The organism is Peptostreptococcaceae bacterium (assembly GCA_016649995.1).
In the GTDB taxonomy this organism is placed as follows: Bacteria; Bacillota; Clostridia; order Peptostreptococcales; family BM714; genus BM714.
Genome location: JAENWJ010000010.1, coordinates 1 through 23,860 on the forward strand (window position 1 = coordinate 1; position 23,860 = coordinate 23,860).

Annotated in this window: 19 protein-coding genes and 1 pseudogene; 5 read left to right on the forward strand and 15 right to left on the reverse strand. The window is 40.0% G+C overall.

The window, feature by feature from the left end; translation table 11 throughout:
- The first annotated feature begins 225 nt into the window (after positions 1 to 225).
- Positions 226 to 411: pseudogene (locus JJE29_03350) on the forward strand (asparaginase).
- Between the two features lie 45 nt (positions 412 to 456).
- On the opposite strand, the gene JJE29_03355 reads toward JJE29_03350, so the two are convergent.
- A complete protein-coding gene (locus JJE29_03355; GenBank protein MBK5251654.1) occupies positions 457 to 1,614 on the reverse strand; it encodes an aminotransferase class V-fold PLP-dependent enzyme in 1,158 nt (385 codons plus the stop codon).
- A gap of 181 nt (positions 1,615 to 1,795) precedes the next feature.
- Between JJE29_03355 and JJE29_03360 the strand changes: the two genes are divergently transcribed.
- The 3 genes from JJE29_03360 to JJE29_03370 are packed head-to-tail and all read left to right on the forward strand — an operon-like array spanning position 1,796 to position 3,310.
- Entirely contained in the window at positions 1,796 to 2,869 is a 1,074-nt protein-coding gene (locus JJE29_03360) for a YedE-related selenium metabolism membrane protein (GenBank protein MBK5251655.1), read from the forward strand.
- Positions 2,866 to 3,072 (forward strand): sulfurtransferase TusA family protein, encoded by a 207-nt coding sequence (locus tag JJE29_03365; protein MBK5251656.1) that lies wholly within the window; start codon positions 2,866 to 2,868, stop codon positions 3,070 to 3,072. The genes JJE29_03360 and JJE29_03365 overlap by 4 nt, the downstream gene beginning before the upstream one ends.
- 1 nt (position 3,073) lies before the next feature.
- Positions 3,074 to 3,310: a DUF3343 domain-containing protein gene (locus JJE29_03370; GenBank protein ID MBK5251657.1), complete on the forward strand. Its 237-nt coding sequence runs from the start codon at positions 3,074 to 3,076 to the stop codon at positions 3,308 to 3,310.
- A 45-nt stretch (positions 3,311 to 3,355) separates the two neighbouring features.
- Here the strand turns inward: JJE29_03370 and JJE29_03375 are convergent, their stop codons facing one another.
- From JJE29_03375 to JJE29_03440, 14 genes are all read right to left on the reverse strand, one after another.
- Complete coding sequence (locus tag JJE29_03375) at positions 3,356 to 6,529, reverse strand: PAS domain S-box protein (GenBank protein ID MBK5251658.1); 3,174 nt, start codon at positions 6,527 to 6,529, stop codon at positions 3,356 to 3,358.
- Positions 6,530 to 6,585: 56 nt separating this feature from the next.
- Entirely contained in the window at positions 6,586 to 7,428 is an 843-nt protein-coding gene (locus JJE29_03380) for an MBL fold metallo-hydrolase (GenBank protein ID MBK5251659.1), read from the reverse strand.
- A 245-nt stretch (positions 7,429 to 7,673) separates the two neighbouring features.
- Positions 7,674 to 8,243, reverse strand: coding sequence for a nitroreductase family protein (locus tag JJE29_03385; protein MBK5251660.1), 570 nt, complete (start codon positions 8,241 to 8,243; stop codon positions 7,674 to 7,676).
- Positions 8,244 to 8,257: 14 nt separating this feature from the next.
- The gene (locus JJE29_03390) at positions 8,258 to 8,794 is read right to left on the reverse strand and encodes a cob(I)yrinic acid a,c-diamide adenosyltransferase (GenBank protein MBK5251661.1); all 537 of its coding nucleotides are present in this window, start codon (positions 8,792 to 8,794) and stop codon (positions 8,258 to 8,260) included.
- Positions 8,795 to 8,874: 80 nt separating this feature from the next.
- Entirely contained in the window at positions 8,875 to 10,110 is a 1,236-nt protein-coding gene (locus JJE29_03395) for an NAD(P)/FAD-dependent oxidoreductase (GenBank protein MBK5251662.1), read from the reverse strand.
- On the reverse strand, positions 10,079 to 11,413 hold the full coding sequence (locus tag JJE29_03400; GenBank protein ID MBK5251663.1) for a Na+/H+ antiporter NhaC family protein: 1,335 nt from the start codon (positions 11,411 to 11,413) through the stop codon (positions 10,079 to 10,081). Before JJE29_03400 ends, JJE29_03395 begins: the two co-directional genes overlap by 32 nt.
- An 80-nt stretch (positions 11,414 to 11,493) precedes the next feature.
- Positions 11,494 to 12,237 carry a peptidylprolyl isomerase gene (locus JJE29_03405; GenBank protein ID MBK5251664.1) on the reverse strand — a complete coding sequence of 248 codons (744 nt, stop codon included), beginning with the start codon at positions 12,235 to 12,237 and terminating at the stop codon, positions 11,494 to 11,496.
- Positions 12,238 to 12,362: 125 nt separating this feature from the next.
- Entirely contained in the window at positions 12,363 to 12,938 is a 576-nt protein-coding gene (locus JJE29_03410) for a hypothetical protein (GenBank protein MBK5251665.1), read from the reverse strand.
- A 226-nt stretch (positions 12,939 to 13,164) separates the two neighbouring features.
- Positions 13,165 to 14,280: a hypothetical protein gene (locus tag JJE29_03415; GenBank protein MBK5251666.1), complete on the reverse strand. Its 1,116-nt coding sequence runs from the start codon at positions 14,278 to 14,280 to the stop codon at positions 13,165 to 13,167.
- A gap of 63 nt (positions 14,281 to 14,343) precedes the next feature.
- Positions 14,344 to 15,696, reverse strand: a complete 1,353-nt coding sequence (locus tag JJE29_03420; GenBank protein ID MBK5251667.1) for an aspartate aminotransferase family protein — start codon at positions 15,694 to 15,696, stop codon at positions 14,344 to 14,346.
- A 15-nt stretch (positions 15,697 to 15,711) separates the two neighbouring features.
- The gene (locus JJE29_03425; GenBank protein MBK5251668.1) at positions 15,712 to 16,800 is read right to left on the reverse strand and encodes a histidinol-phosphate aminotransferase family protein; all 1,089 of its coding nucleotides are present in this window, start codon (positions 16,798 to 16,800) and stop codon (positions 15,712 to 15,714) included.
- An 856-nt stretch (positions 16,801 to 17,656) separates the two neighbouring features.
- On the reverse strand, positions 17,657 to 19,255 hold the full coding sequence (locus tag JJE29_03430; protein ID MBK5251669.1) for a D-aminoacylase: 1,599 nt from the start codon (positions 19,253 to 19,255) through the stop codon (positions 17,657 to 17,659).
- A 38-nt stretch (positions 19,256 to 19,293) separates the two neighbouring features.
- A complete protein-coding gene (gene panF, locus JJE29_03435; protein ID MBK5251670.1) occupies positions 19,294 to 20,796 on the reverse strand; it encodes a sodium/panthothenate symporter in 1,503 nt (500 codons plus the stop codon).
- Positions 20,797 to 20,848: 52 nt separating this feature from the next.
- Positions 20,849 to 21,163, reverse strand: coding sequence for a YhdT family protein (locus JJE29_03440; GenBank protein MBK5251671.1), 315 nt, complete (start codon positions 21,161 to 21,163; stop codon positions 20,849 to 20,851).
- A 902-nt stretch (positions 21,164 to 22,065) separates the two neighbouring features.
- Between JJE29_03440 and JJE29_03445 the strand changes: the two genes are divergently transcribed.
- Positions 22,066 to 23,820 (forward strand): sigma 54-interacting transcriptional regulator, encoded by a 1,755-nt coding sequence (locus tag JJE29_03445; GenBank protein ID MBK5251672.1) that lies wholly within the window; start codon positions 22,066 to 22,068, stop codon positions 23,818 to 23,820.
- Positions 23,821 to 23,860: the final 40 nt, after the last annotated feature.

Consider the following 23,860-nt stretch of genomic DNA (forward strand, 5'->3'; position numbering starts at 1 on the left):
ATCAAATTCGCTATTCTCATGTGTTTTACGAGGAATTGAAGCAGTTACTTCTATATTTTAACATTTCTTGCACCCCCCTTCAACAACAACATTTTAAATATTCTAATAGCTCTTAATTTTGAAAGTGCTTAATAAGCCTCGTCTTGAAGCGACATTAGAGCTGAAATATTCAGGTCATTCCTTTCAAAACTTAAATAGCAGAAACAGATTGTACAATAACATCATCATTTAACTGATGCTATTTATTTTGCCAGAGAAGGCATAGGAGGAGTCTACCTTGTTTTTGACGGAAAGGTAATAAGCGGTTCGCGAGCCGAGAAGCTTCGCACCGAAAGTTACAACGCATTCGAAAGCATAAACTATCCCTTTGTAGCCAAAATAGTAGATAATATGGTTGTTTACAATGAAAAAGCCCATATCAACCGCAAGAGTCTGGCTACAACCTTTGGAAACTCACTAAAAAAGCTTCAAGACCTCTTTGATGCTTTTAAGTGCATAGTCGACTTCTTCCATTGTCGCCCAATATCCCAAGCTAAATCTCACCGTTCCCTGCGGAAATGTCCCCAAGGTCTTGTGGGCTGCAGGGGCGCAGTGAAGTCCGCATCTTGTACTTATTCCATATCTCTTGCTAAGTTCATGGGCAATGAGTGCATTGTCCCGCCCTTCAAAATCAATAGATACAACCGCAGTTCGTTTTAAAAGGTCTTTTCTTCCTGCAAGTCTCGCCTCTGGAATTTCCAAAAGGCCGTCTATAAAATGCCCTGTCATTTCAAGCTCGCGCATCGCAATTTTTTCTACCCCGGTTTTTTCAATGTGGCAAAGCGCCGCATGGAGTCCGAAGATTCCAACAACGTTTGGCGTTCCCGACTCAAATTTGTCAGGCATATATGTAGGTTGTTCCTCCATCTCCGAAAGGCTCCCGGTTCCTCCCTCAATAAAGGTTGAAACTCTTTCTACAAGGCTGTCCCTTATTGCGAATCCCCCTGTACCCTGTGGCCCCAAAAGGCTCTTGTGCCCAGTGAAAGCAATGGCGTCTGCGCCTATCCTTTGCATGTCAATATTCAAAAATCCAGCTGTTTGAGCAGCATCGACAATAAACGGGATTCCTTTTTCTCTGCAAACAACCCCTACAGATTCAAGATCAAGAATGGTCCCGCTTACATTTGAACCATGTGTCATTATTACGGCTTTCGTGTTTTCCTTTATTTGTCTTTTAAAGTCCTCTATGTCAAGGTTCCCTTCATCGTCACACGCCGCGCGGCTAAAATCGACTCCTCTTTTCTTAAGTGCCATTAGAGGCCTCATCACCGCATTATGCTCCACGGAAGAAACCACCACATGGTCTCCCGCTATAAGCAATCCCTTTATTAATACATTTAGGCTTTCTGTTATATTTTTGGTGAATACAACATTTTCAGGCTTGTCAAAATTAAACAGCTCGGCAATTTTCTCCCGTGTCTCGAAAACTACATTTTCTGCTGAAAAAGCACTGTCATACGCTCCCCTATTGACGCTGCTTCCAACCTCGGTTATGTAACGGTTCATTGCTTCGGCAACACCCGGGGCTTTTGGAAAAGATGTTGCTCCATTATCCATGTAAACACTTCTATTCATAGAATTCTCCTTTCACTGCATTGTCTACCTTCTATATTATAATGTATTCCTATTTCGATTGTCATAGTATTTTTTTATGCAACGACTCCACTTATTGATAATCTTTATTTCCCCGCATGGCACATCATTGTTAAAATGAAAACGCAATCAAATACATTATGATTTGAAAGGAGATAAATTAATGCAAAGCAAAAAAGGCATCATTGCAACAGGTGCGGCCATTGGCCTCATAGCCGTACTTTTGGTCAAGATGGGCAACCCCGCAAACATGGGCTTCTGTATTGCCTGTTTCATACGGGATATTGCCGGAGGTCTTGGTTTACACCAAGCGGCAGTCGTTCGATATTTAAGACCCGAAATAATGGGACTCGTACTTGGCGCATTCATAGCGGCAAAAGCCGGCAAGGAATTTTCCTCTCGTGGCGGCTCATCCCCCATGACTCGCTTTTTTCTCGGTATAATAGTCATGATAGGAGCTCTAATGTTTCTCGGCTGTCCCCTCAGAATGATATTACGGCTTGCCGGAGGCGATTTGAACGCGCTTGTCGGAATATTGGGATTTGTAGCCGGTATATACATAGGGGTTTTGTTCCTGAACAAAGGCTTCAGTCTTAAACGAACATATAGGCTTCCCGATTTCGAAGGCTACGCATTTCCCCTTTTTAATGTTTTCCTTATAATTTTGCTGGTTTGTGCTCCGGCCTTCATTATCTTCAGTGAATCAGGTCCAGGCTCAATGGCCGCTCCCATAGTAATAGCTCTCGCTGCCGGACTATTTGTAGGATTTCTTGCACAAAAATCCAGACTATGTTGTGTTGGCGGAACACGCGACATGATTCTTTTTAGAGACAATTATCTTCTACTTGGATTTTTATCAATTTTAGTTTTTGCAGCCATTGGAAATATGGCCACCGGCATGTTCACCTTAGGTTTTGAAGGCCAGCCGGTTGCTCATACCGACGGACTTTGGAACTTTCTTGGAATGGCCGTCGTCGGTTGGGGATCCGTTTTGCTTGGCGGTTGTCCTCTTAGACAGCTTATACTTGCCGGTGAAGGCAACACGGATTCTGCTTTAACATTTTTCGGAATGTTGGTTGGAGCAGGATTTGCTCATAACTTTGCCTTGGCTGCCAGCCCAAAAGGTGCTACTCCAAACGGTCAAATAGCAGTTATTATATGTTTTGCAATATTGCTGGCAATCTCAGTTGCAAACATCGAAAAAACACCATTTAAAACGAAGGGAGACATATCATGAATAAAATAGATACAAGAGGAATGTCCTGCCCACAGCCTGTTCTTATGACCAAAAAAGCGATCGAACAAAACCCAAAAGGGCTCGACATACTGGTTGGAGACAAGACCGCAAAGAATAACATTAAGCGTTTTCTTGAATCAAAGGTTTTTTCTGTCGCAATTGAAGAAAATGACGATGAATTTCTCTTAAAGGCAAGAAAGTAGTATGATTTATACTATTGTTTTTTTTACACACTCCGGCGCAGTTAAATTTGACAGGCACATGAAAAACCTGGGTTTTTTCTGCGAACTAATGCCGGTTCCAAGAAAATTAAGCTCAAATTGCGGCATCGGAGCAAAAATAGAATATGAAAGTTCTCTGGATGATATAATTTCAGCTGATACCGAAAAAATTTTTAGGCATACCGGCAACTCCTTTGAGCTCGCATATTCAGCAGAATAAAAAAGGGCTGTGTTTTCATTTTAGAAAACACAGCCCTTTTTTTAATCAATCTTTGAAATTCTTTTTTATGAAAGCTTCAATAATTTTTTCGTTTTCCGGACGCTGCGACAAATAACCCTGATACATGCCACAGCCCAAGCTCTTTATAATTTTAAGTTCTTCCTCGGTTTCTACGCCTTCGGCAATTATTTCGACTCCCAAACTTTCCCCCATTGCCACTATAGCTTTCACTATTGCTCTGTTGTCTCCTCTTTTTTCAATGCTGCCCACAAAGCTTCTATCTATTTTGAGAAAACTCGCATAGGAATCCCTTAGCTGCGTAAAGCAAGAGTATCCCGTTCCAAAATCATCAATCGATATGGCAAAACCCATTTTATTTAACCTTGAAAGTTTCCCATTCAAGTTAGTAACATTCTCCGTCGAACGGCTTTCAGTTATTTCCAAATGGACATTTTTCCCTTCAATCCCGTTCTTTTTCATAATCTCAGTAATTGCATCTACTATATTGTTCCTCTCCATTTGCTTTACTGAGAGATTAATTGACATGAAAAAATCGTCACCGAATCTTTTTTTCCATTTTTTTAAAACAATTAACGCTTGGTTTAAAGCAAATGCTCCCAATTGATGGATTTCACCGCTGTCTTCTGCTATGGGAATGAAAACATTAGGGGGCACCTTCCCAATGGCCGGATTTTCCCATCTCATCAATGCTTCGCAACCCTTTACGCGTCCATTCATAGACAAAATAGGCTGATAATGCATTTCTATTTCCCCGTTCGCCAACGCCATCTTGAGCCTGTTTTCCAATTTGAAACGGTCATTAGAGTTTTCCTCCATTTGAGCAGTAAAGATTAGATATCCTCTCAAGGCGTTTCTTTTAGCTATATACATTGCAGTATCGGCATTCTTGATGATTTCTTCCACATTATTGCCATGGTCTGGATAAATTGCAACACCTATGCTCAGCGAAATTTTGATGCTGTAATCGAAAATCTTGAATCCACTATTTAATCTTTCAATAATGCTTTCCATCTTTGCACCGATTTTTTCATGATCAGCACAATCTGTAAAAATAACGAATTCATCTCCGCCCATTCTGGCTACGACATCTTCTTTTTCCATGCTGTCTTTAATATTTTTAGCCACATACCGAAGGAGCTCGTCACCAATATTGTGTCCCAAACTGTCGTTTACTCTTTTGAATCCATCAAGATCGATATAGCAAACAGCAAACTTCTGACCTTTCCCTATGTTTTGAATCTTTTCCTTGAGCTTGTCGTAAAAAACCCTGCGATTAAAAAGCCCCGTCAAACTATCTTTGAATGCCAAAGTTTCAATTTCCTTTTCTGCTTGTTTCTTTTCGGTTATATCGGAATATATTTCATAACCGCCTACATTCTCTTTATTGAGTTTAACCGGATATGCCAAAATATCCACATCTATCAATTTATGGGTTTTGCTTCTGCGTTTGGTTTCATATTTTACAACGCTCCCCCCTATCAACTTAGCGGACAAACCCTCCGCTTCATCCAAAAGGCTTTCGGGTGCAATCAAATCATTGATGAATTCACCAATTGTTTCCGCCTTCTCATACTCAAATATTTTGCAGAAGCCCTTATTGACATCCACTACTCTCTCCTGAGTATCTATAATGACTATGCCTAGAGGCGAATTGTCATACAATTGCTTGAAGTAAGCCCCCTGCTTTTCGATCTCTTCAAGCATACGTTTCCGTTCGCGTATATCCCTATAATTCACAATAATGCCTACCGCCTCGCCATCGACCAATATGGGATGTCCCGCAACCTCCACTTCAATCACTTCGCCGTTCTTGGAAATACGCTTTATTTCTTCCTTTATCGGTTTCCCCGTTAAAATTTTTTTCATTAACCCTGTTGATTCCTTCAAATACTCCTTCGGCACTATCAATTCCTCAATGCTCTTCCCTTTGCTTTCCTCAGCGCTGTATCCAAAAATCTTTTCAAAAAACAAGTTGCTATCGACAATCTTTTGATTCGTATCGATAAGAGCTATCGCGTCCATGGAACCTTCAAAAAGCTGTTTGAAGTACTCCAACTGAATCCTAAGCTCGCGCTTGATTCGGCTTTTTTCTGTCAAATCCTTGTAGATTGCATATATGCCAAGCAGTTCCCCTTTCTTTGTAACAGGATTGATTGAAATTTCGACTGGAATGGGCCTTCCGTCCTTATGATACCTGATTGTTTCCTCATTTACACTTTCCGCATTTAAAGCCCTTTTAGAAATTTCGTCTGCTTCGCCCCTAAGTTCTCCCTTCGCAACCAAATCGTTTATTAGCCTACCCTTGGCATCTTCAAGCTTATACCCAAAAAGGTCCTCGAAAGCAGAATTGAAATGAACCACTTTGTCATCTTTGCTCAGCAACACCAAGGCTTCGGTCGAAGTGCCCAATAACCCATCAAAATAGTTTTTTTGCAGAGCGAGTTCGTTTCTTACGCTGTTTTCTTTCCTGACGTCCTCAAATATTCTGTATGTGCCAACAACCTTGCCGTCTTGAAGAATGGGGTGCGCTGTAATTTCTATATCTATTAATCCGCCCCATTTGTCAATAACCTTCATTTTTTTATTAAGTACACCTTCCGAATTTATCTTTTCGCATATTTCCATAAAAGCAATTTTTCCGTCCGGAATAGCAATCAAATCGTAACAATATTTGCCTACAGCCTCCTCGCAAAGATACCCGAATAAATCATGGAAAGCGTCATTAATCTCGACAATCTTGCTTGAACTATCGCATATCATAATCGGTGTTGAAACTTGCTTAAAGAGATTGCCATAGAAATGCTCGGTCTCTCTCCTTACCTGCACATCTTCCTTTCTCCTAAGTCGATCAAAAATAACCGTTCCGCTGTTCGGAAAATCGCTTTCGTACGGAACGATTGTAAGAATAGTTTCCATGCGGATGCCTTTAATTTTGATCGCAACTTTCACTTTATTGCTGATCACATCTTTCTTATTAAAAGCCGCCGAAACCTCGGAAACCACTTCCCTTAAAGATTTTTGACCGATCTGACGGTGGTCTAAATACTCCAAGAAATTTATTTTCTTTAAATCGGCGATGCTTTTAATATTCAAAATTTCTTTTCCTCGATTATTAATCCAAATGACTTCTCCGTTTTCAAAGCTCATAATCGGCATCACGATTTCATTTAAAACAGTTTTATCATTAGCATTAATCATCTTTACTCTTCTCCTCTACAATTTTTTATCCGTTTAATCATGCAGAAATTTTCTTATTACTTCCAATCCTTGATAAGCATTCCCGATCCGACCTCGTTTACCCTTATATACTCAGAAAGTTTAATTTTAGCCGCCAGACATGTGCAGTGGCAGGCATAGACTTCTTTTATACCATTATCCCTAAAATACTCTCCCGTTTTCACAACCTGAGCCGATTCTCCATCCATTAGGTGGAAGCCCCCTATGACTCCGGCAACACACTCTTCTCCGGTAACTTTTTTTGCCTGCTCAATTATGTTGCAAATTCCAGCGTGCGAGCATCCCGTTATAACCACTATGCCTTCATCGGTTTCATATGCCATAGCAGTGTCGTCAACGATGACATCGGGCTCCCACTTTCCGTTTCTATAAATCTCGCCTATTGCCGTTTTCCCTTCGAAATCATGCTTTCTTTCTGTTTCTCCAAGAAACCACAGCTTATCGGTTAATTTAAAAGGTTTATTTGTCAATTTCATATCAAAATGTCTGGCAGCTTTTTCTTCAGATACGAGGCTTCCAATTTCATTGAGTGTTTCAAACCTGCGCGTCAGGAAAAGCTCCTCATGCGCGACAAGGCTTGGTTTTGTGTATTCAAGCTTTTCAGTCTCACATTCTGACAATATCCTTATGTATGGATCGAGTCCCCATGTATGGTCCATGTGCCCATGAGAAAAAACAACCTTGTCTATGTCTCTGAGTGTTTCACCCATCTTGAAGGCATTCTTAATAAAGGCATCCGAATAACCCATGTCAAAGAGTATTTTCTCTCCATCCGCCTCAACAAGAAATGACAATCCCGGTTCTCCTAGATAATATCTGTCTATAATTGTATTGTTGTCTGCAAGCACTTTTATTTTCATTGCCGGCTCCTTTATTGTTTTTATAAAATCATATTATTATTCTATCATTAATTTTTTCATTTCCTGAATTTTTCGAATTAAATACAGCTAAAACCGACACTTGCATTCGCAAAAGTCGGTTTTAGCTAGTTTTTTATTTGGTTTTTTCTGATCTAACATCCTTTTATCGTGCAACGCAAGGATTGGAATTGGCAACCATAGCACTTTTTTTGCTATCGTGAGCTGTCAATGCAATCTGCATCAAATCACCTCTCCATTTCCTTTATTCGTGTAAAAACCTGCTTCAGAGGTTTCCTTTCGTTAGCCCTTTCCTCTTCAATGAACATTTCATTCAAGTCATCCTTGTTCCCCATCTTGCCTACGGCAATTATCGCCAAAAGATGCATTTCCTCCGGCACGCTAATTAGTTCCCTCAGTTTCTTCCGGCTGAAGCCCCCCATCGCGTGGGATATCAATCCTCGTTTTTCCGCTTCGATAGACATGTAGCCCCACGCCGTTCCGGCATCGAATGTCGCCCATCTATTGACTTTTTCATTTTTTTTGAAAATCGGACGCGCAGCGACCACGATAAGCACTGGAGCTTTGTCCGCCCAAAGCCTGTTTCTTTCATTTATACACTGCCTTGTTATGGACAGTTCCTCTTCGTCAAATGCAACAAGAAACTCCCATGGCTGCTCATTGAAACACGATGGGGCGTACCTCGCCGCCTCAAGAATAGCCATGACATCTTCATATTCAACAGCTTCCTCACTAAAAGCCTTAGGCGACCATCTACTCTTGATAATCTCATGAATATCATAATTGAAATCGCGCATTTAACCACCCCTTTTTATTTTTTGAAACCAACATAATCAATAGAACATTCAAGCGTCCTCGCCAATGCATAAATCCAATCGGAAAGACGGTTGACATATTTTACGACTTCCGGTCTTATATCCGCTTCCCGGGAAAGTGTTACAATCCTTCTTTCTGCCCTCCTGCAGATTGTCCTTGCAAGGTGAAGGCTAGCAGAACGATGGCATGAACCCGGTATGATGAATTTAAATTGCTGTTCCTTGTTGATTTTTTCAAGCATTGAATCTATTTCATTTTCTAGAATTTTAATTTTTTCCTCGGTTATTCTTTCGGGAAACTTGGAATAGTCTTCTGTGGCAAGCTCTCCGGCAACATTAAACAATTCCCTTTGTACCCCGATTATCAAATTGTTTATTGAATCGTCGTCAATGAATCCCCGAGACAAACCCAAAGCAGAATTAAGCTCATCAATCGTCCCATAGCTTTCGACTCTAATATCATCCTTTGGCACGCGGGTATTGTCGTACAAACCGGTCTCTCCACCATCTCCGCCCCTTGTATAGATTTTCATCCCCAATACCTCCTTTTTTTATAATTTCAATTGCATCATCTTCCTTACATATATATCCATTCGCAATATGTCATAAAATATTATTTGAAATGATTGCCTATCGCCCAAGCAGTTGAGAAGGCGGCCTGCAAATTATAACCTCCGGTTTCGCCATCTATATCCAGCAATTCTCCGACAATAAAAAGTCCCTTGGCTTTTTTTGATTCCATAGTTTTTCGATTGATTTCCTTTGTTTCAACGCCACCTGCTGTCACCATTGCAATATGAAATCCTTTGACTTCCTTAATTACAAAAACATCTTCGGTCAGATACCCAGCAAGGCTTTTCCTGGCTTCCTTCCCCAATTCCGATATACGCAAATCTTCGTCTATGCCTGCGTTCTTCATGCGGTCAATGCAAAACCGCTCGGTAAGGCCGAATGACTTTAAATATCGTTTGATTCTTGGAGGATTTTTTTGCGACGCTCTATCTGTCAGTTCCCTTTCAAATGAAACCCTGTCGCGACCTTGCAGATAATTGATTATAAGCCTATCCCCAGCCTCAAAAGCTCTTGAATTGTTTAAGATTACAGGTCCTGATAATCCATCATGGGTGAAGAGCAACGCTCCCTGGAAAGAATTTTTTTTTCGGCCATTGCGCCAATGGCCTAGGCTTACCGTCTCAAAAGACAGTCCGGCAAGATGTTCCTGCAAAAAATTATCGCATAAAACAGGCGCAAGAGCCGGTTTTGTTGCAGTTATGCCATGACCCAACCTCTCGGCAAAAACATAACCGTCACCGGAAGAACCTGTTGAAGGATAAGATAGTCCGCCAGTGGCTAAAACCAGCACTTTTGAACTATATCCCCCGGTTTTGGTTGAAATCCGAAATTCATTCTTGTCTTTTAAAACACTCGTTGCTTTTTCGTTGCAAAGCACATCCACTTCTAATCGTCTCAGTTCTTTTTCCAAAACACCCAGTATATCGGAAGCCCTACCGCTTGAAGGAAAATACTTTCCGTCGGCCCTCTTTTCAAATTCCAAACCTTTTTTTTCGAAAAATCCAATAAGGTCGGCATTGTCGAATCCTTTTATGACCAACCTTAGAAAAGCTCCTTTTTCGCCGTATTTATACAATAATTCATCAGGGTTTCCTTCATGAGTTAAATTGCATTGGCCATTCCCCGAAATCAGCAATTTTTTTCCCAAATGATCGTTTTTTTCAAGCAGAGCAACATGTTTGAAATGCTTTTTTAGAACAAGCGCACTGAACATGCCCGCCGGCCCGCCACCTATAACGATGGCGTCATACAACACTTTTTTTGCCCCGTACTCCATGATTTTTACCCCTCTTAAGCAAATAATAAATCGGCAGCATATACAGGAAAAATGCAAACGGTATAAAAAGGCTACTCACACCTATTGATTCCGCAGGAACCGCTCCGGCAATATTCCATGGAATCAGGGGTGCAATAAGCACAACCGAATTTTCAATATCCAACGCGAACTGTTCCCTTCCCTTGCCAGTATATGGTTCTTGATTCTTCATGAGCTGAAAAACAATTATAATTGCTAGAGTTTGAGTGCAGCCAATTATAGAAGCAAATACACTTATACATATCATTATTGTGAATGGCCCCGACTTTTCCATCCATGTCTTTATTTTACCCTCGGTTTCCTCCATCAAACGAGCCTTATCCAATATGCCCGAATATGCTGCCGATATCAATACGATGAAAGATATATTTATCATCGATACAATCCCGCCGCTTTTCATTATATCCGAAAGCATGCCTTCTCCCGACAAGCTATAGCCTGTCATGATGTAGCCAAGCACCGCGCCGAAGGTTTCACCTTGGTATAAAACGGCGACAATTCCCCCTGCTAAAACACTCAAGAACATTGCATGCTTTACCTTTATGCGAAATGCCGCGGCAACAAACAAAAGCAAAGCTGGCAAAAACGCCCAAATTCCAATTCGGTATTCGTCTCGCATGCTTTCAAGAAAAACCGCATCGACTTTATCCAATGGATTGAAAAGGGAAACAACAAAATAGAATGCTATTGAAGCCGCAAAAGGTAGCACCAAAGTCTTCAACATATTTTTTACATTTATGTATAGGTCGGTACAGGTAAGAACCGAAATCAGGTTTGCGCTCGAAGACATAGGGGAGCATCGATCACCAAAATATGCACCCGCAATCACGGCTCCGCCGACGATATATGGCGCAACGCCTGCAGATTTTGCCATCACAAGCAACACGACCCCTATTGTTCCTGCCGTGCCGAATGCCGTCCCCAGCAAAAATGACATCATCGAGCTCATTAGAAATGCAAACAATATGAATATTCTTGGATTCATCCATATCAAACCGTAATAACCAATCGCGGAAATTGTGCCTGCAGCCATCCAACACGATGTTATTGCTCCTATCAATATGAATATCTGCACAATCAGCAATATCCCTTCTGTTCCAGAAATCATCATTTTAAATATATCCACAACAGAGAACCCTTTACGGAAAGCTATCCATCCGAACAACAATATTCCAATCACAAGTGGAATTAATAAATTTATTCCACTTGCTACGCTTAAAATAAGCAAAACAAACAGTATTATTGAAGCACCAAGCAAATGCATTTAATCCCACCCTTTCATCTAATCTCTCCCATGAAATTGTAACATTCCTTAGGGTAAAAAAAAAGAGCCTTTCGGCTCTTTTAGTAAATTTCCACTTCATACTGTTTTTTCAACTCACTTATCTTTTCCATGTATACATCCCTTTGCTTTTCAGCTACGAGCCTTTGGCCAATTTCATTCTTTACCTCGTCGTAGGCTCTTACGGATGGCTCCTGCTTTTCTTCAACCTTGATGATATGGTATCCGAACTGTGTCTTTACAGGTTGACTGATTTCGCCAACATTCATGGCAAAGGCTGCAGCCTCAAATTCTGGGACCATTTTCCCTCTACCGAACATACCCAAATCTCCACCGTTTTCTTTTGACGGGCATTTTGAATATTTTGTTGCAGCATCTTCGAATGCAAGACCTCCACCAATTTCCGCCTGTATGCTCTTAGCCGCTTCCTCGCTATCCACAAGAATATGTTTGGTACGTATGCTCTCCGGCATTTGAAAGTTGCTTTTATTTTTTTCATAGTACTCTTCAGCATCATTTTCTTCGACAGCAACGTTTGCAATTGTTTTGTTTACGACATACTGCTTGAGTATGTTAACCTTTGCAGTTTCAAGTTGCGACTTGAATAATTCGTCTCCATCCATTCCGCTTGCCATCGCATATAGATAAAAGAGCTCCTGATTTACCAACTCATTCAAAACATATTCTCTGCCCTTTTCATTGTCGAACTGAGCGGCACGCTCCGGTCCAAGGCTCTTGATCATCATTTCCATTTCTTCTTTCAGTATTTCCCTATTTCCCACTTTTGCCAAAACATTTTTATTCATTAAATAGTCTCCTTTAAATTTAGTCTAATGCCATAGTAACAGAAAGCTTAATCCCTGTTCATGTGAACCTCCCCTTGTAAACTGCTTCGCAGCTATATCGGAGATTATAGAAGGGGATTGCGTTTTTAATTTTGTTCAAAAATCCAATTTCTATCCCTAAGAAGAGCTTCTATCTTACCTCCCGGCTTGACCGCATCCACCCTAACATTGGTCATGTCCATGTAAAGCCTCATTGATGTCTCGCACAAATTGCCGCCCTTCATGATGAATACACCGTCAGTCATTGTGTCTCCATTCAAAAGGCCCCTTTTCTCCATTCCCCCGAGCACAAGGCCCATGCGCATGTGCATGCCGTCCTCCTCTATGAAAAAGCCGGCCACTCTGTTTAGATTCTTCTCTGGAAAATTTTCCGAAATGCACGCATGACTATCCAAATGGCTTATGTCGGTCATCTTTCCTCCCGAAAATACAATTCTGCGGTTGTTCAGGAATTCCATAGAATTTCCTTCGCTTCCAAGAACCGTCCCATAGCCTTCGGCTGTCTCCCGGTGAACAATAATTTCCAAACGGTTTTTTCTAACTCTCCAAAATGAATCTTCCGGAAGCCTTAGAGACATTTGATTGAAGAGGGAATTAATCATTATTTTTTCATATCTCTTTTCATTGAACAATTCGCACATCTTATTAAAAGTATCCTTCATTTTTTTCACCTCTTTAATACATTAAACCACAAATTGCATATCCCCGCCACAAGCTTCAAAAAAAACACCGAAACAGATTTCTCCATTACGGTGGCTTTTCCAGAATTGCATCAATAGAATAGTAGCCACTTTCATCAGGCTTCAGCAAGACATAAAGTTACCCCCCATTCGCATAGGCAATCGCAAATGGGGGGTAAGGGGGTTTAATGGCTCTTTAATTGTTATCCTACTTTTTGATTTCCAAAGCCTTATCTTGTTGCATGATTTTCCAAACTCCGATTGTGCAAACCGGAACTACATAGAATGCGAAGAAGCCCCATGTTATGGTTCCGTATCCTTTAGCTATGAGACCTATCAATCCGAATTGGGCTATTCCAGCTCCAACAACGAGAAGGGCTATAGTAAGTGATGTTGTAAATTTGGTCGGCATTGTTTCGCCTTTTTCTTTGTATACTGAATTGATACGCTCAGTAACAGCAAATATGAATCCTGTACCGGTTTCTATAAGTGTTCCGAAAAGAACTATTTGGAATGTTATTTGGAAGAAGGGCGAGCCCAATACTCCCAAAATATGATTTGTCGGAACCGCAACTGTCAAGATTTCCGGATAGAGGCCTATCATTGCCAGGTAAAGAAGTATTCCTGGAACGATTCCGATGATTCCGGCCATGATGCCAGATCCGATTGCTTCTTTTCTTGTTTCTATATGACGAGTTGAAAAAAGAACGGCGGGGATGATTCCCAAATTGTAGAATGCATATTTAAATCCGCCCATTGCCCAGCCGGGCTTAATGTTTCCTTGGAATACAGAGTTCACGATGCCGTCGCCGTACTTAGTGAAGCAAACAACCAGGAATGCGATGTAAACTGCATAAAGCAGGAAAGACCAGTATGAAAGGAATTTCTCGATGGTATCTGAACCGTTGAATACCAAAAGTCCTACTCCAACCATCATTCCGACAACTCCAACATAATAATTCAATCCAAAAATTTCATTAAGTATGCTTCCTGCTGTCGATGCGATTACAGCGAGAACGATGAGAAGCAATACAAAATAACATACTTCATAAAGCCACCATGCCTTGCCGAGCAGTTTCGTGAAGAAGCTTCTGTAGTCATACGCCTTGAATACCCTTGCAAATTCAAAGGTTACGGCACATACTAGCGACCAAATTACTGTCGATATGCATACCATGGCGATCAGGCCGCCCAATGTTCCAAAGTTTAGAAAAAATTCTACAAGCTCACGTCCCGTTCCGTAGCCTCCTGCGATAACAACGGATTGGAAAACGATACCCGGAACAAAATATTTCTTAAATGTATCCGATTTTACAAAATTCATGTGTGTTCCTCCTTAAGTCAATTTTAGTATGATTGCGGTTTTAACAGCCAAGCTTTTTGTTCTCTACCACCCCTTTGCAGTTTTGAGTACCTCGTCGGGAATATCCCCGGCCAAGAACTCTTTCATTGATTCCTCTATGATATCAATTGCCTTATCTATCTCTTCACGGGTAATTACGAGAGGCGGTTGGAATCTTAGTACGCCGTCTCCCAAGAAAATTATGATTACCCCTTTTTCCCAACATCTGTAGCAAATTTTAGCCGCCGCTTCTCTGTAGCCTTCCTTGGAAATTCTGTCTCTTACCAAGTCCACACCTATGGAAAGTCCCAAGCCCCTTACATCGCCTATGATTTCATACTCTTCCATCAACGCTTCGAAGCGCCCCTTGGCGTAATTGCCAAGTTCGGTACTCTTTTCCAAAAGATTCTCGTCTTTTATTACCTCGAGCGTCGCATATGCCGCCGCGCAAGCCAATGCATTCCCGCTCATTGTAAAGAGATGCGCGGGAGCATCCATAGAATCCATTATTTCTTTTCTAGCTACTATAGCGCTTAGTGGAACCCCTGAACCAATGGATTTGCCTAGAATCAGCATATCGGGAACCACATCGAAATGTTCTATTCCAAACCATTTCCCAGTGCGGCCAAAGCCTTGCTGCACTTCCTCGCTCACGAAAAGTATTCCATTCTCACTGCATAGTTCATACAAGGCTTTCATATAGCGATTGGGCGGAACGATAAGTCCACCGTCTCCCTGTATTGGTTCTATTATAACGGCCGCTATTTCTTCAGGCGGCATGAAAGTTTTCATGGCTTTCTTGAAAGCGCCCAGGCACTCCAAATCGCAGGTTTCGCATTTCTTGCCATATAGGCATCTGTAACAATCGGGGTATTCGATGTGCTCTATTTCCCCCAAAAGCGGTCCTATCTTTCTTCGCATGTTAAGGCTTATTGCGCTTAGGGACAATGCTCCGTAAGTAGATCCGTGATACGCTCCTATGAATGAAACTATTTTCTTTCTTCCGGTGTAAGCCCTTGCAAGCTTTATTGCTCCGTCATTTGCGTCGGAACCGCTATTGCCAAATGCAACTTTTTTTTCATAGTCCCCTGGCGTAACCTCTATAAGGGCCTCTGCGTATTTAACAAGGGGCTCTGAATACATATAGGCCGCCGTATATGTTATGTATTTTTCCGCTTGTTCTTTTATCGCTTTTACTATTCTCGGATGCGCATGCCCAGTATTAAGAGCAGATGCACTCGACAACAAATCTATGAATTCGTTTCCGTCAAAGTCTTCTAGTATAGCTCCATGGCCCCTTGCAACAGCCAAAGGATAATATGGCATCCTAGCAAACTCCGGATATACCTTAGCATCCCTGTCTATGATTTCTTGCGTTTTAGTCAATTTAAAACTCATTATTATTCCTCCATCCTATTTTTTCTCGAGCTGCTCGATTCTTTCGACAAGAACATCCACATCCGCGTTGATTCTGAGACGAACACAGTTTTTGCCCAAACCCTCGAAATTGCATCCCGGAACAGACAATACCTGAACTTTAAGCAACTCACTATATAAATCGACTTTCTTGTCTTCATGAACCATAGTCATTATCGGAACCGTAAGACTCGTCTCGAGAACTCCAATCGTCTTCATCGATTCAATGACTTTTTTCTTTGCAACGGCGATTTTCTCTCTGCTCTCTTCCAAAAACCCTTCCTCTTTCAAAGCCTCTTGAGCAAAAACCGCCCCCATTCCGCTTACGCAAAATGGAATAGCAACTTTTCTGTAGACGTCCATGAGTTCCACCGGTCCTACAGCGTATCCAACCCTCATACCTGCCATTCCAAATCCCTTCGAAAAAGATTTTACCACCATTATGTTGTCGTACCTTTCCATAAGATTGATAGCGGAATTCTTTTTTTCCATGAAATCTCCATAGGCTTCGTCTACAAGAACACAAACCCCGAGCTTGGCTGCTTTCTCTACAATCTTTGAGATGGTCTCAATGGGAATTATTTGTCCCGTCGGATTATTGGGATTGTCTATATAGCAAATGGCATGTCTGCTTTCAATTGCGTTTATGAGCCTTTGGCCGTTGAACCTTCCATTGTTTCCGAACATGTCCACCGTTTCATATATGCCTCCCATAGCCTCCACATCCATCCCAAAATCAGGAAACTGTGGGCCATGGCCTATGACCGCCGTTCCCTTGTCAATAAACATCTTGTTGATTTTTGTCAGTGAATCCATGGACCCGCAAGCCAATTCGATTTGCCCCATATCAATGGATGCACAATCCTTCCAATAATCCATGATTGCGTTTTTCAATTTCGAATCGCCGTGAGGATATTGGCTTATCAAATCGAGGTTCATCATCCTTGCAGCTTCATTGATTGCCTTCGGAAATCCGTATGGATTAATACCTAAAGAGCAATCTATGCCGTCGGCGGCGAAATCCTCGGGTACATTTGCATAACTTTCATGCTTTATTTTTTCTAAATGTTTTCTAATGTGATACATCTATACCCCTCCATTCTTTCACTCCTTAATACACGCAAATACCGTGCCATTTTTAGCGCCACAGACAACGTTTTCGCCAAGGCTAGTCAATCAGCTATTTCAATCTTTATATCATTTACCTTTATTTCTTTATCTACAATAATATGTTTGGCGCGGACGCTTTCCGGTATTTGGAAATCGTCTTGTTTGCTGCATACTACTTGAGTATGTTGCCCTTTACAGTTTCAAGTTACGACTTAAAATCTCTTCCCTATCCATTCTGTTTGACATCGAATATAGATAAATGAGCTGATTAATCAGCTCATTTAAAGCATACTCTCTTCCTTTATCGCTATTGAACTGGGCATCACGCTCCGGTCCAAAGCTCTTGAACATCGTTCCCATTTCTTCTTTACAGTATTACCCTATTTTACACTTTTGCCAAAACATTTTCGTTTATTAATTAGTCTTCTAAAATTTTAGTATGATGTTAGAATAACAGAAATCTTAATCCCTGTCTAGTAAATAATCCGAATTCTCTAAATATATTACGCTAGAACCTCCAACAACCATACAGTTCACTCATCCACATACCTCAAAGCGAGCGTGGAACCAACGAGCGCCATAACGATTTGATTAGACACTTTATACCTAAGGGAAAACATATGAACTAATACTCTATAGCAACAATTCCCCATATTCAAACTTGGTGCAATACGCTGCTTCGAAAGATTCTCAGATATAAGATTTCTGATGAAGCTTTCGAAGACCAGCTCAGAATATTACTTTACAGCTGAGATTAATTGATATTACAGAAAGACTAGTTCAACTTGTTGTTGCAATTTAGGTAAAAATAATACTCTTTTTAGATAACATATTAAATTCTTCTTAAAACTTTTCCTTCAGTTTTTCCTGTATACGATCCATTGTCTATTATAATTTCCCCATTAATGAATACATAGTTTATTCCTATAGGGTCTTTAAATGGGTCTTTAAAATCAGCACCATCAATAATTGTATCAGGATCAAATATTACAAGATCAGCATCCATGCCCACCTTGATCAAGCCTTTTCCTTGAAGATTAAATCTTGTTGCTGTAAAACCTGTCATTTTATTAACAGCTTCTTCTAATCTCAATGTTTTCTCTTCCCTTACATATTTCCCAAGAACTCTTGGGAAAGTACCACTCGAACGCGGATGACATTTAGCACCTGGCGCAGCTGCAATAGAATCTGAACCTATCATAGTGTATGGCCTTTGCATTACATACTTAACATCATCCTCGGCTAGCATGAAATAACACGCAGCATCAATTCCCTTATTAGCTATAATTATATCAAGTAGTGCTTCCAGTGGGTCTATTCCTAACATTTTACCAACTTGGGCAAGGGTCTTACCTTCATATTCAGAGGTTTCAGGTGTATAAGAAATCAGTACTCCTTCAGCACCATTACACTCCTTAATAAAATTCTCCCATTCATCATTTGTATTAATCTCTTCTATTATTCGTTTTCTTGTATCTAAATCTTTTAATCTTTCAATAATTTTATCTACTCCACCTTCATGCACCCAAGGTGGAAGGCAAGCTCTTAGTGTAGTACTACCAGCAGTATATGGATATTGATCAATTGTAACATCAATCCCCCTATCTCTGGCATCCTCCACTAACTTAATAGTTTCCTTCACAATTCCCCAATTTTTTATCCCCACAGCTTTGTGGTGATGAACTTGTACTGCTATGCCAGCTACTTCTGCAACTTTAATAAGCTCTTTAACTGAATTAACCGAATCATATGATTCATTTCGCATATGCGAAAGATAAACTCCGTTAAATTCTTTTAAAGCTTTAGCAACTTCCTCTATCTCTTCTGGTTGTGAATATATACCAGGAGGATAAATCAATCCAGAAGAAAGGCCAAATGCACCATCTTTCATCGCTTCTTCTAGTTGATCATGCATCTCTTTAATTTCTTGCTTTGTAGGAAGTTTTGAATCAAACCCCATCACATTTATTCTTATTGTCCCTTGCCCAACAAATGCACCAATATTAGTACCAAGATCTAAATCATCAATTACATTTAAATACTCCCCAAACCTTTCCCAATTATATTCAGGGTTTGCCCCACCCTTAAAAGCTCCTACATATTTATCCAGAAGTTCTACCTTGTCTGGACTTATTGGTGCTGGAGATATCCCACAACATCCAATCATTTGAGTCGTTATACCTTGTTTTAACTTAGATAGCATCCCAGGATCTCTTAAAAGCACAAAATCGGAATGTGTATGACAGTCAATGAAACCAGGTGATAAAACCTGCTTCTTTGCATCAATTGTTTCACCGGAGTAGGCATCTTCGGATAATTTGCCCACATATGCGATTTTTCCATCCTTTAGACCAACATCACCCAAATACCACGGATTACCTGATCCGTCTACTATCTTTGCATTTTTTATTAACAAATCAAAGTTATACATATAATTACCTCCAATAAAATTTTATTAGTTGACTTAAATTATCTTTCTGTAATAACGCTAGGATAAGTCTTGCCAAACCATATCATAATAATTCCCTTAGGAGCCTTAGGTGTTACCTTGCTAACTAAAACAGTTAAGATTCCTGAAATTATTAGTGAAATTACAATTGCATTCATACCCATAGTTATATTTAAAAAATTCCCTGCTCCTAAAATATAAGTGACCATTCCACCTATCATGCCCGCTGCTGCCCCGTATTCATTTGTTCTTTTCCAATATACGCCTAATAACATTGGCCAAAAGAATGCTGAACCTAAACCACCTATTGCAAATGTTATTATGTATTGCAAACTATTTGGCGGATTAATTGCTAAAGCAAATATGCAAAGAGTAATGATCGTTGTTGAAGCTATGGCTACCTTTTTCAACTTTTTGCTATCAGCCTTTGGATTAATAAATGTTTGATATGCATTTCTAACGAATGTACTACTTAATACGATAATCATTGCTCCAACTGTTGATTGTATAGCACCAGCTACACCTGCTAACGTCAATCCTGCCATCCATGGCGGTAATACTGTCATAGTTATTGCAGGAATTATTTGGTCAGCCACTGTTAATTCCGGGAACATGGCACGGCCTAAACTCCCTACCCATATTAGTATTATTGACCACACTAACACAAATCCTCCGCCCAAAATAATTGATTGGTGCATAGATTTTGTGTCCTTATATGTTAAAGCTCCCATAGCACCATGTGGTAGGCCTATAAAAACAAGTCCATATGTAATCCACAAAGAAATTTGATAAGGAATGCTCCAACTCCATGGAGTCACTAATTTCGGATCAATGCTAATTAGAGTTTCATATGTTTGTTGCAATGGCATAGCATACTTAATGGCCCCTACAAATAATGTTACTACAGCTACTGTCATAATAACTCCTTGAAAAGCTATAGCCGTTGCAACTCCTTTTATGCCACCCAAAGCAGCGGTTATTAATACTAATCCTGCAAAAATAACTAGTCCTAATATGTAAGGCAAACCTGTCATCGATTCAAATAGCCTCGCACCACCTACAAATTGGGCAACATCGTAACCGCCCAAAAAAATCAAAATTGCTAAAACACCAAAAATCCCAATTAACTTATTGTTATTATATCGAGAGCTAAATAAGTCTAAATAAGATTGTGCACCAATTCTTCTTGATACGATTCCAACCTTTTTCCCTATTTCTCCAAGAATTGCAAAATTCATAAAGCTTTGTGCTAAAATTGCTAACACCCAAGTAAGTCCAACACTCCAAGCCAATCCCGGCCCTCCAAGAAATGTACCCGCACTACATAGTCCGGCCGCTATCATCATAGCAACAACTAGTGGACCCATCGTACGATTACCCGTAAAATATTCATCCATATATTTATCATCTTTTGCTTTGTCCATTACTTTTTTCGAGTATATACCTATAGCAATCATGAATATGGAATATATTATAAAAGTAATAATTATGGCAATTCTAGCACTTCTACCTACCTCAAACATTTTTTCCACTCCTTTATTTAAATGTATTTATGATACAGTAATAATTTGTTTATCACCCTTCAGTACTTTCAATTGTATCATCTAAACTCATATCTTGGAACTTGAACTTAACCACATATACAATAATTCCAAAAAAGATAAAACTTGTCACAATTGATACAAACCACCAAGTAGGCATTCCCAAAATATATGTATAATCTTTTGGATCGCCTCTTCCTAAAAAGTATCCCAAAGTTATCATTACAGTTGTGAACGCCAATTGTATACTAAAAACTAATTTCATTTCTTTTTCACAAATTACAAATCGTGGATCAACCTCGATTTCGTCCAATTCATAATTTGTGTCATAATACTCTTCTTTTGTCATTTAAGTGACCTCCTTTTAAGTTGGTTTAAAATACAATGTTTAAAAAACTATAAATTTCACATATAATATCACCTCCCCTCTTGAATATATTATAAGGAAAGATTAAATGCGTATAATGGTGAAATTAATAAAAATGAGCCATTCAGCATCAACCTCGGGTAAAATAGAGTTGTCTATAAGCCATCAATCCGAGGAGGAAATACCAAATGACTCAGATTAATACTGCCCTAGATTCCGAAATGTTGCACGGACTTTTTACATCAATCGCAAATATGAAACATTTGCCGCTTGATTGTATAATTAAATAAATGCACCCCCTTTATTGGTGCAAAATAAAAATGTGCCAGAACCCCATTACCGTGTATGATTGATTTAAGACAATAAATCTTATACGGAGATTGGGACTATGGCACAAACACAGCATACCACAGTACCAAGAAGTTTCAAACATTTAAGACTAGATCAAAGAGGAATGATTGCTGCTTATCATGATCAGGGATTATCTGCCAGACAGGTTGGAGATAAAATTGCCACACCCCCATTCATTCATTTCTTATATACAAGCAAATACCATGCCACTTTGCATGATACGTGTTTCGTTTTTTATCTAAGCATTGCAAACACAAGGTTTCACCAGGTAAACAATTTTAATCCACCTTATAATACACTTATCGTCCCACCGCCACAATGAGCTTCATGTCACATTTTGGAGCACTATATTCGGTCTTTTTCGTTCATTTTAGGGATGTTAAAAAACGAATCCGTCCGTATTTTCTGAAATTCCCCTCTATTTTCAACGCTTTTCATTAATACTTTTACTATTAAATTATACTTTACAACGCATGTTGCATAATGTAACATGTACCATATATGTAACACAATATAATTAAGGAGAAAATGATATGTCAAAACTTCTATGCGAAACCTTGTATGCTCTCACCCATGAATCGACTAAGCCCAAAAGTAATGGATCTTTGGATGAATTTTTCATCAACAAAATTTTCCCTTCCATTGCATCCATATACCCTCTTAAAAGCAGCGCATTGCTTTTGGTGGACAGGGAAGACAGAATATTGTCCATTGTTTCCCGTGACGCAGATTTAAAAAAATGCAATTTCGAAAACAGGATGTTTTCTTTCGCTAAGTCATCTTTAGAAAAACATAACTTCATGATAAGATACGGCAAGACAACACTATACCTTTTAAAGAATATTCCACACATGCTAAAGAAACCCAGATACTCTCTTCTGCTCATATCAGAAAACGAGATACCCGAAGCCTTTTTTGATTTGGATCGGATATCCAAGAGTCTTGAAACCCTTGCGCTTGAAAATGAAAGGCAAAATGGGTCCTACAGGATTCTGCTAAAGTATCTCGATGCCATAGACGACGGCATATCCGCCTGCGACAAGGATGGAAATGTAACCTACATCAACTCAAGCGCCTGCAGCTTGCTTGGAGTCGACAAGAGCAAGGTCATCGGCAAAAACCTCAACCACCCCCCTTTCAAGGACACTATACTTGTACAGATACTAAAATCAAAAAAAACGCAGATGGACTTTGAATATAATCTCAACTACAAGGGAAAACCGTCACATCTCATGAATTCTGCTTATCCCGTATTTGACAATGACGGAAATATCATGGGTGCAATAGATATTTTCAGCAGGATAAAGCGTTCGTACCAAATTGCCAGTAATATGGCAGGTCATAGGGCTATTTACGAATTCAACGACTTCATTGGCAGCGGCCTAGCTCTTCAAAACAAGATAAATCTTGCAAAGGAATTTTCAAATATAAATAAAAACACCCTTCTCGAGGGTGAAAGCGGAACAGGAAAGGAACTTTTTTCACAATCAATCCATAATTTCAGTGACAGAAAATCGGGCCCATTTGTGGCAATAAACTGCGCAAACTACCCTATAGATCTTTTTGACAGCGAATTATTCGGTTACGATGAGGGAGCGTTTACAGGGGCCAAGAAGGGCGGAAAATCCGGTAAATTTGAATTGGCCGATGGCGGAACCCTTTTTCTCGACGAAATAGGCGAAATGCCCATGCAGATGCAAGCAAAACTGCTAAGAGCCATCGAAACAAAGCAGGTTACTCGACTAGGCAGCAACAAGACAATAACCACAGATGTTCGAATAATTGCAGCAACCAACAGGGATTTGGAATCCATGATCGAAAAAAAACAATTTAGGGAGGATCTCTACTACAGGCTTAAAATCCTATATCTAAAGATCCCGCCACTCAGAGAAAGAAAAGAAGATATTAAAGAACTTTGCGAACATTTCATCGAAAAAATCAATCCGGAAATGGAGAAGCCTGTCTCCAGGCTCTCGGACGAAGCGCTTTCATTGATTCGAGCATATGACTGGCCAGGAAACATACGTCAATTGGAAAACATACTTTCAATTGCAATGTTCATGTCAGGGGGTGGCTTCCTTGAAAAAAGCCATCTTATTCAAGCCGGTCTGGAATGCACTAAAAAAACGCCTGATGAAACCAAAAGACTGGAGGATTCCAGTATGGACCTACTCTTAAGTACCTTGGAAGAGAACGGTTACAATATAAAACAAACTTCAGAGGTTCTTGGAATATCCAGAAACACAATATATCGAAAGATGAAAAAATACGGCATTGTAAGAGCATAAAAAAAGATCTGTCCTTTTTGCAGGGCAGACCTTTTGACGC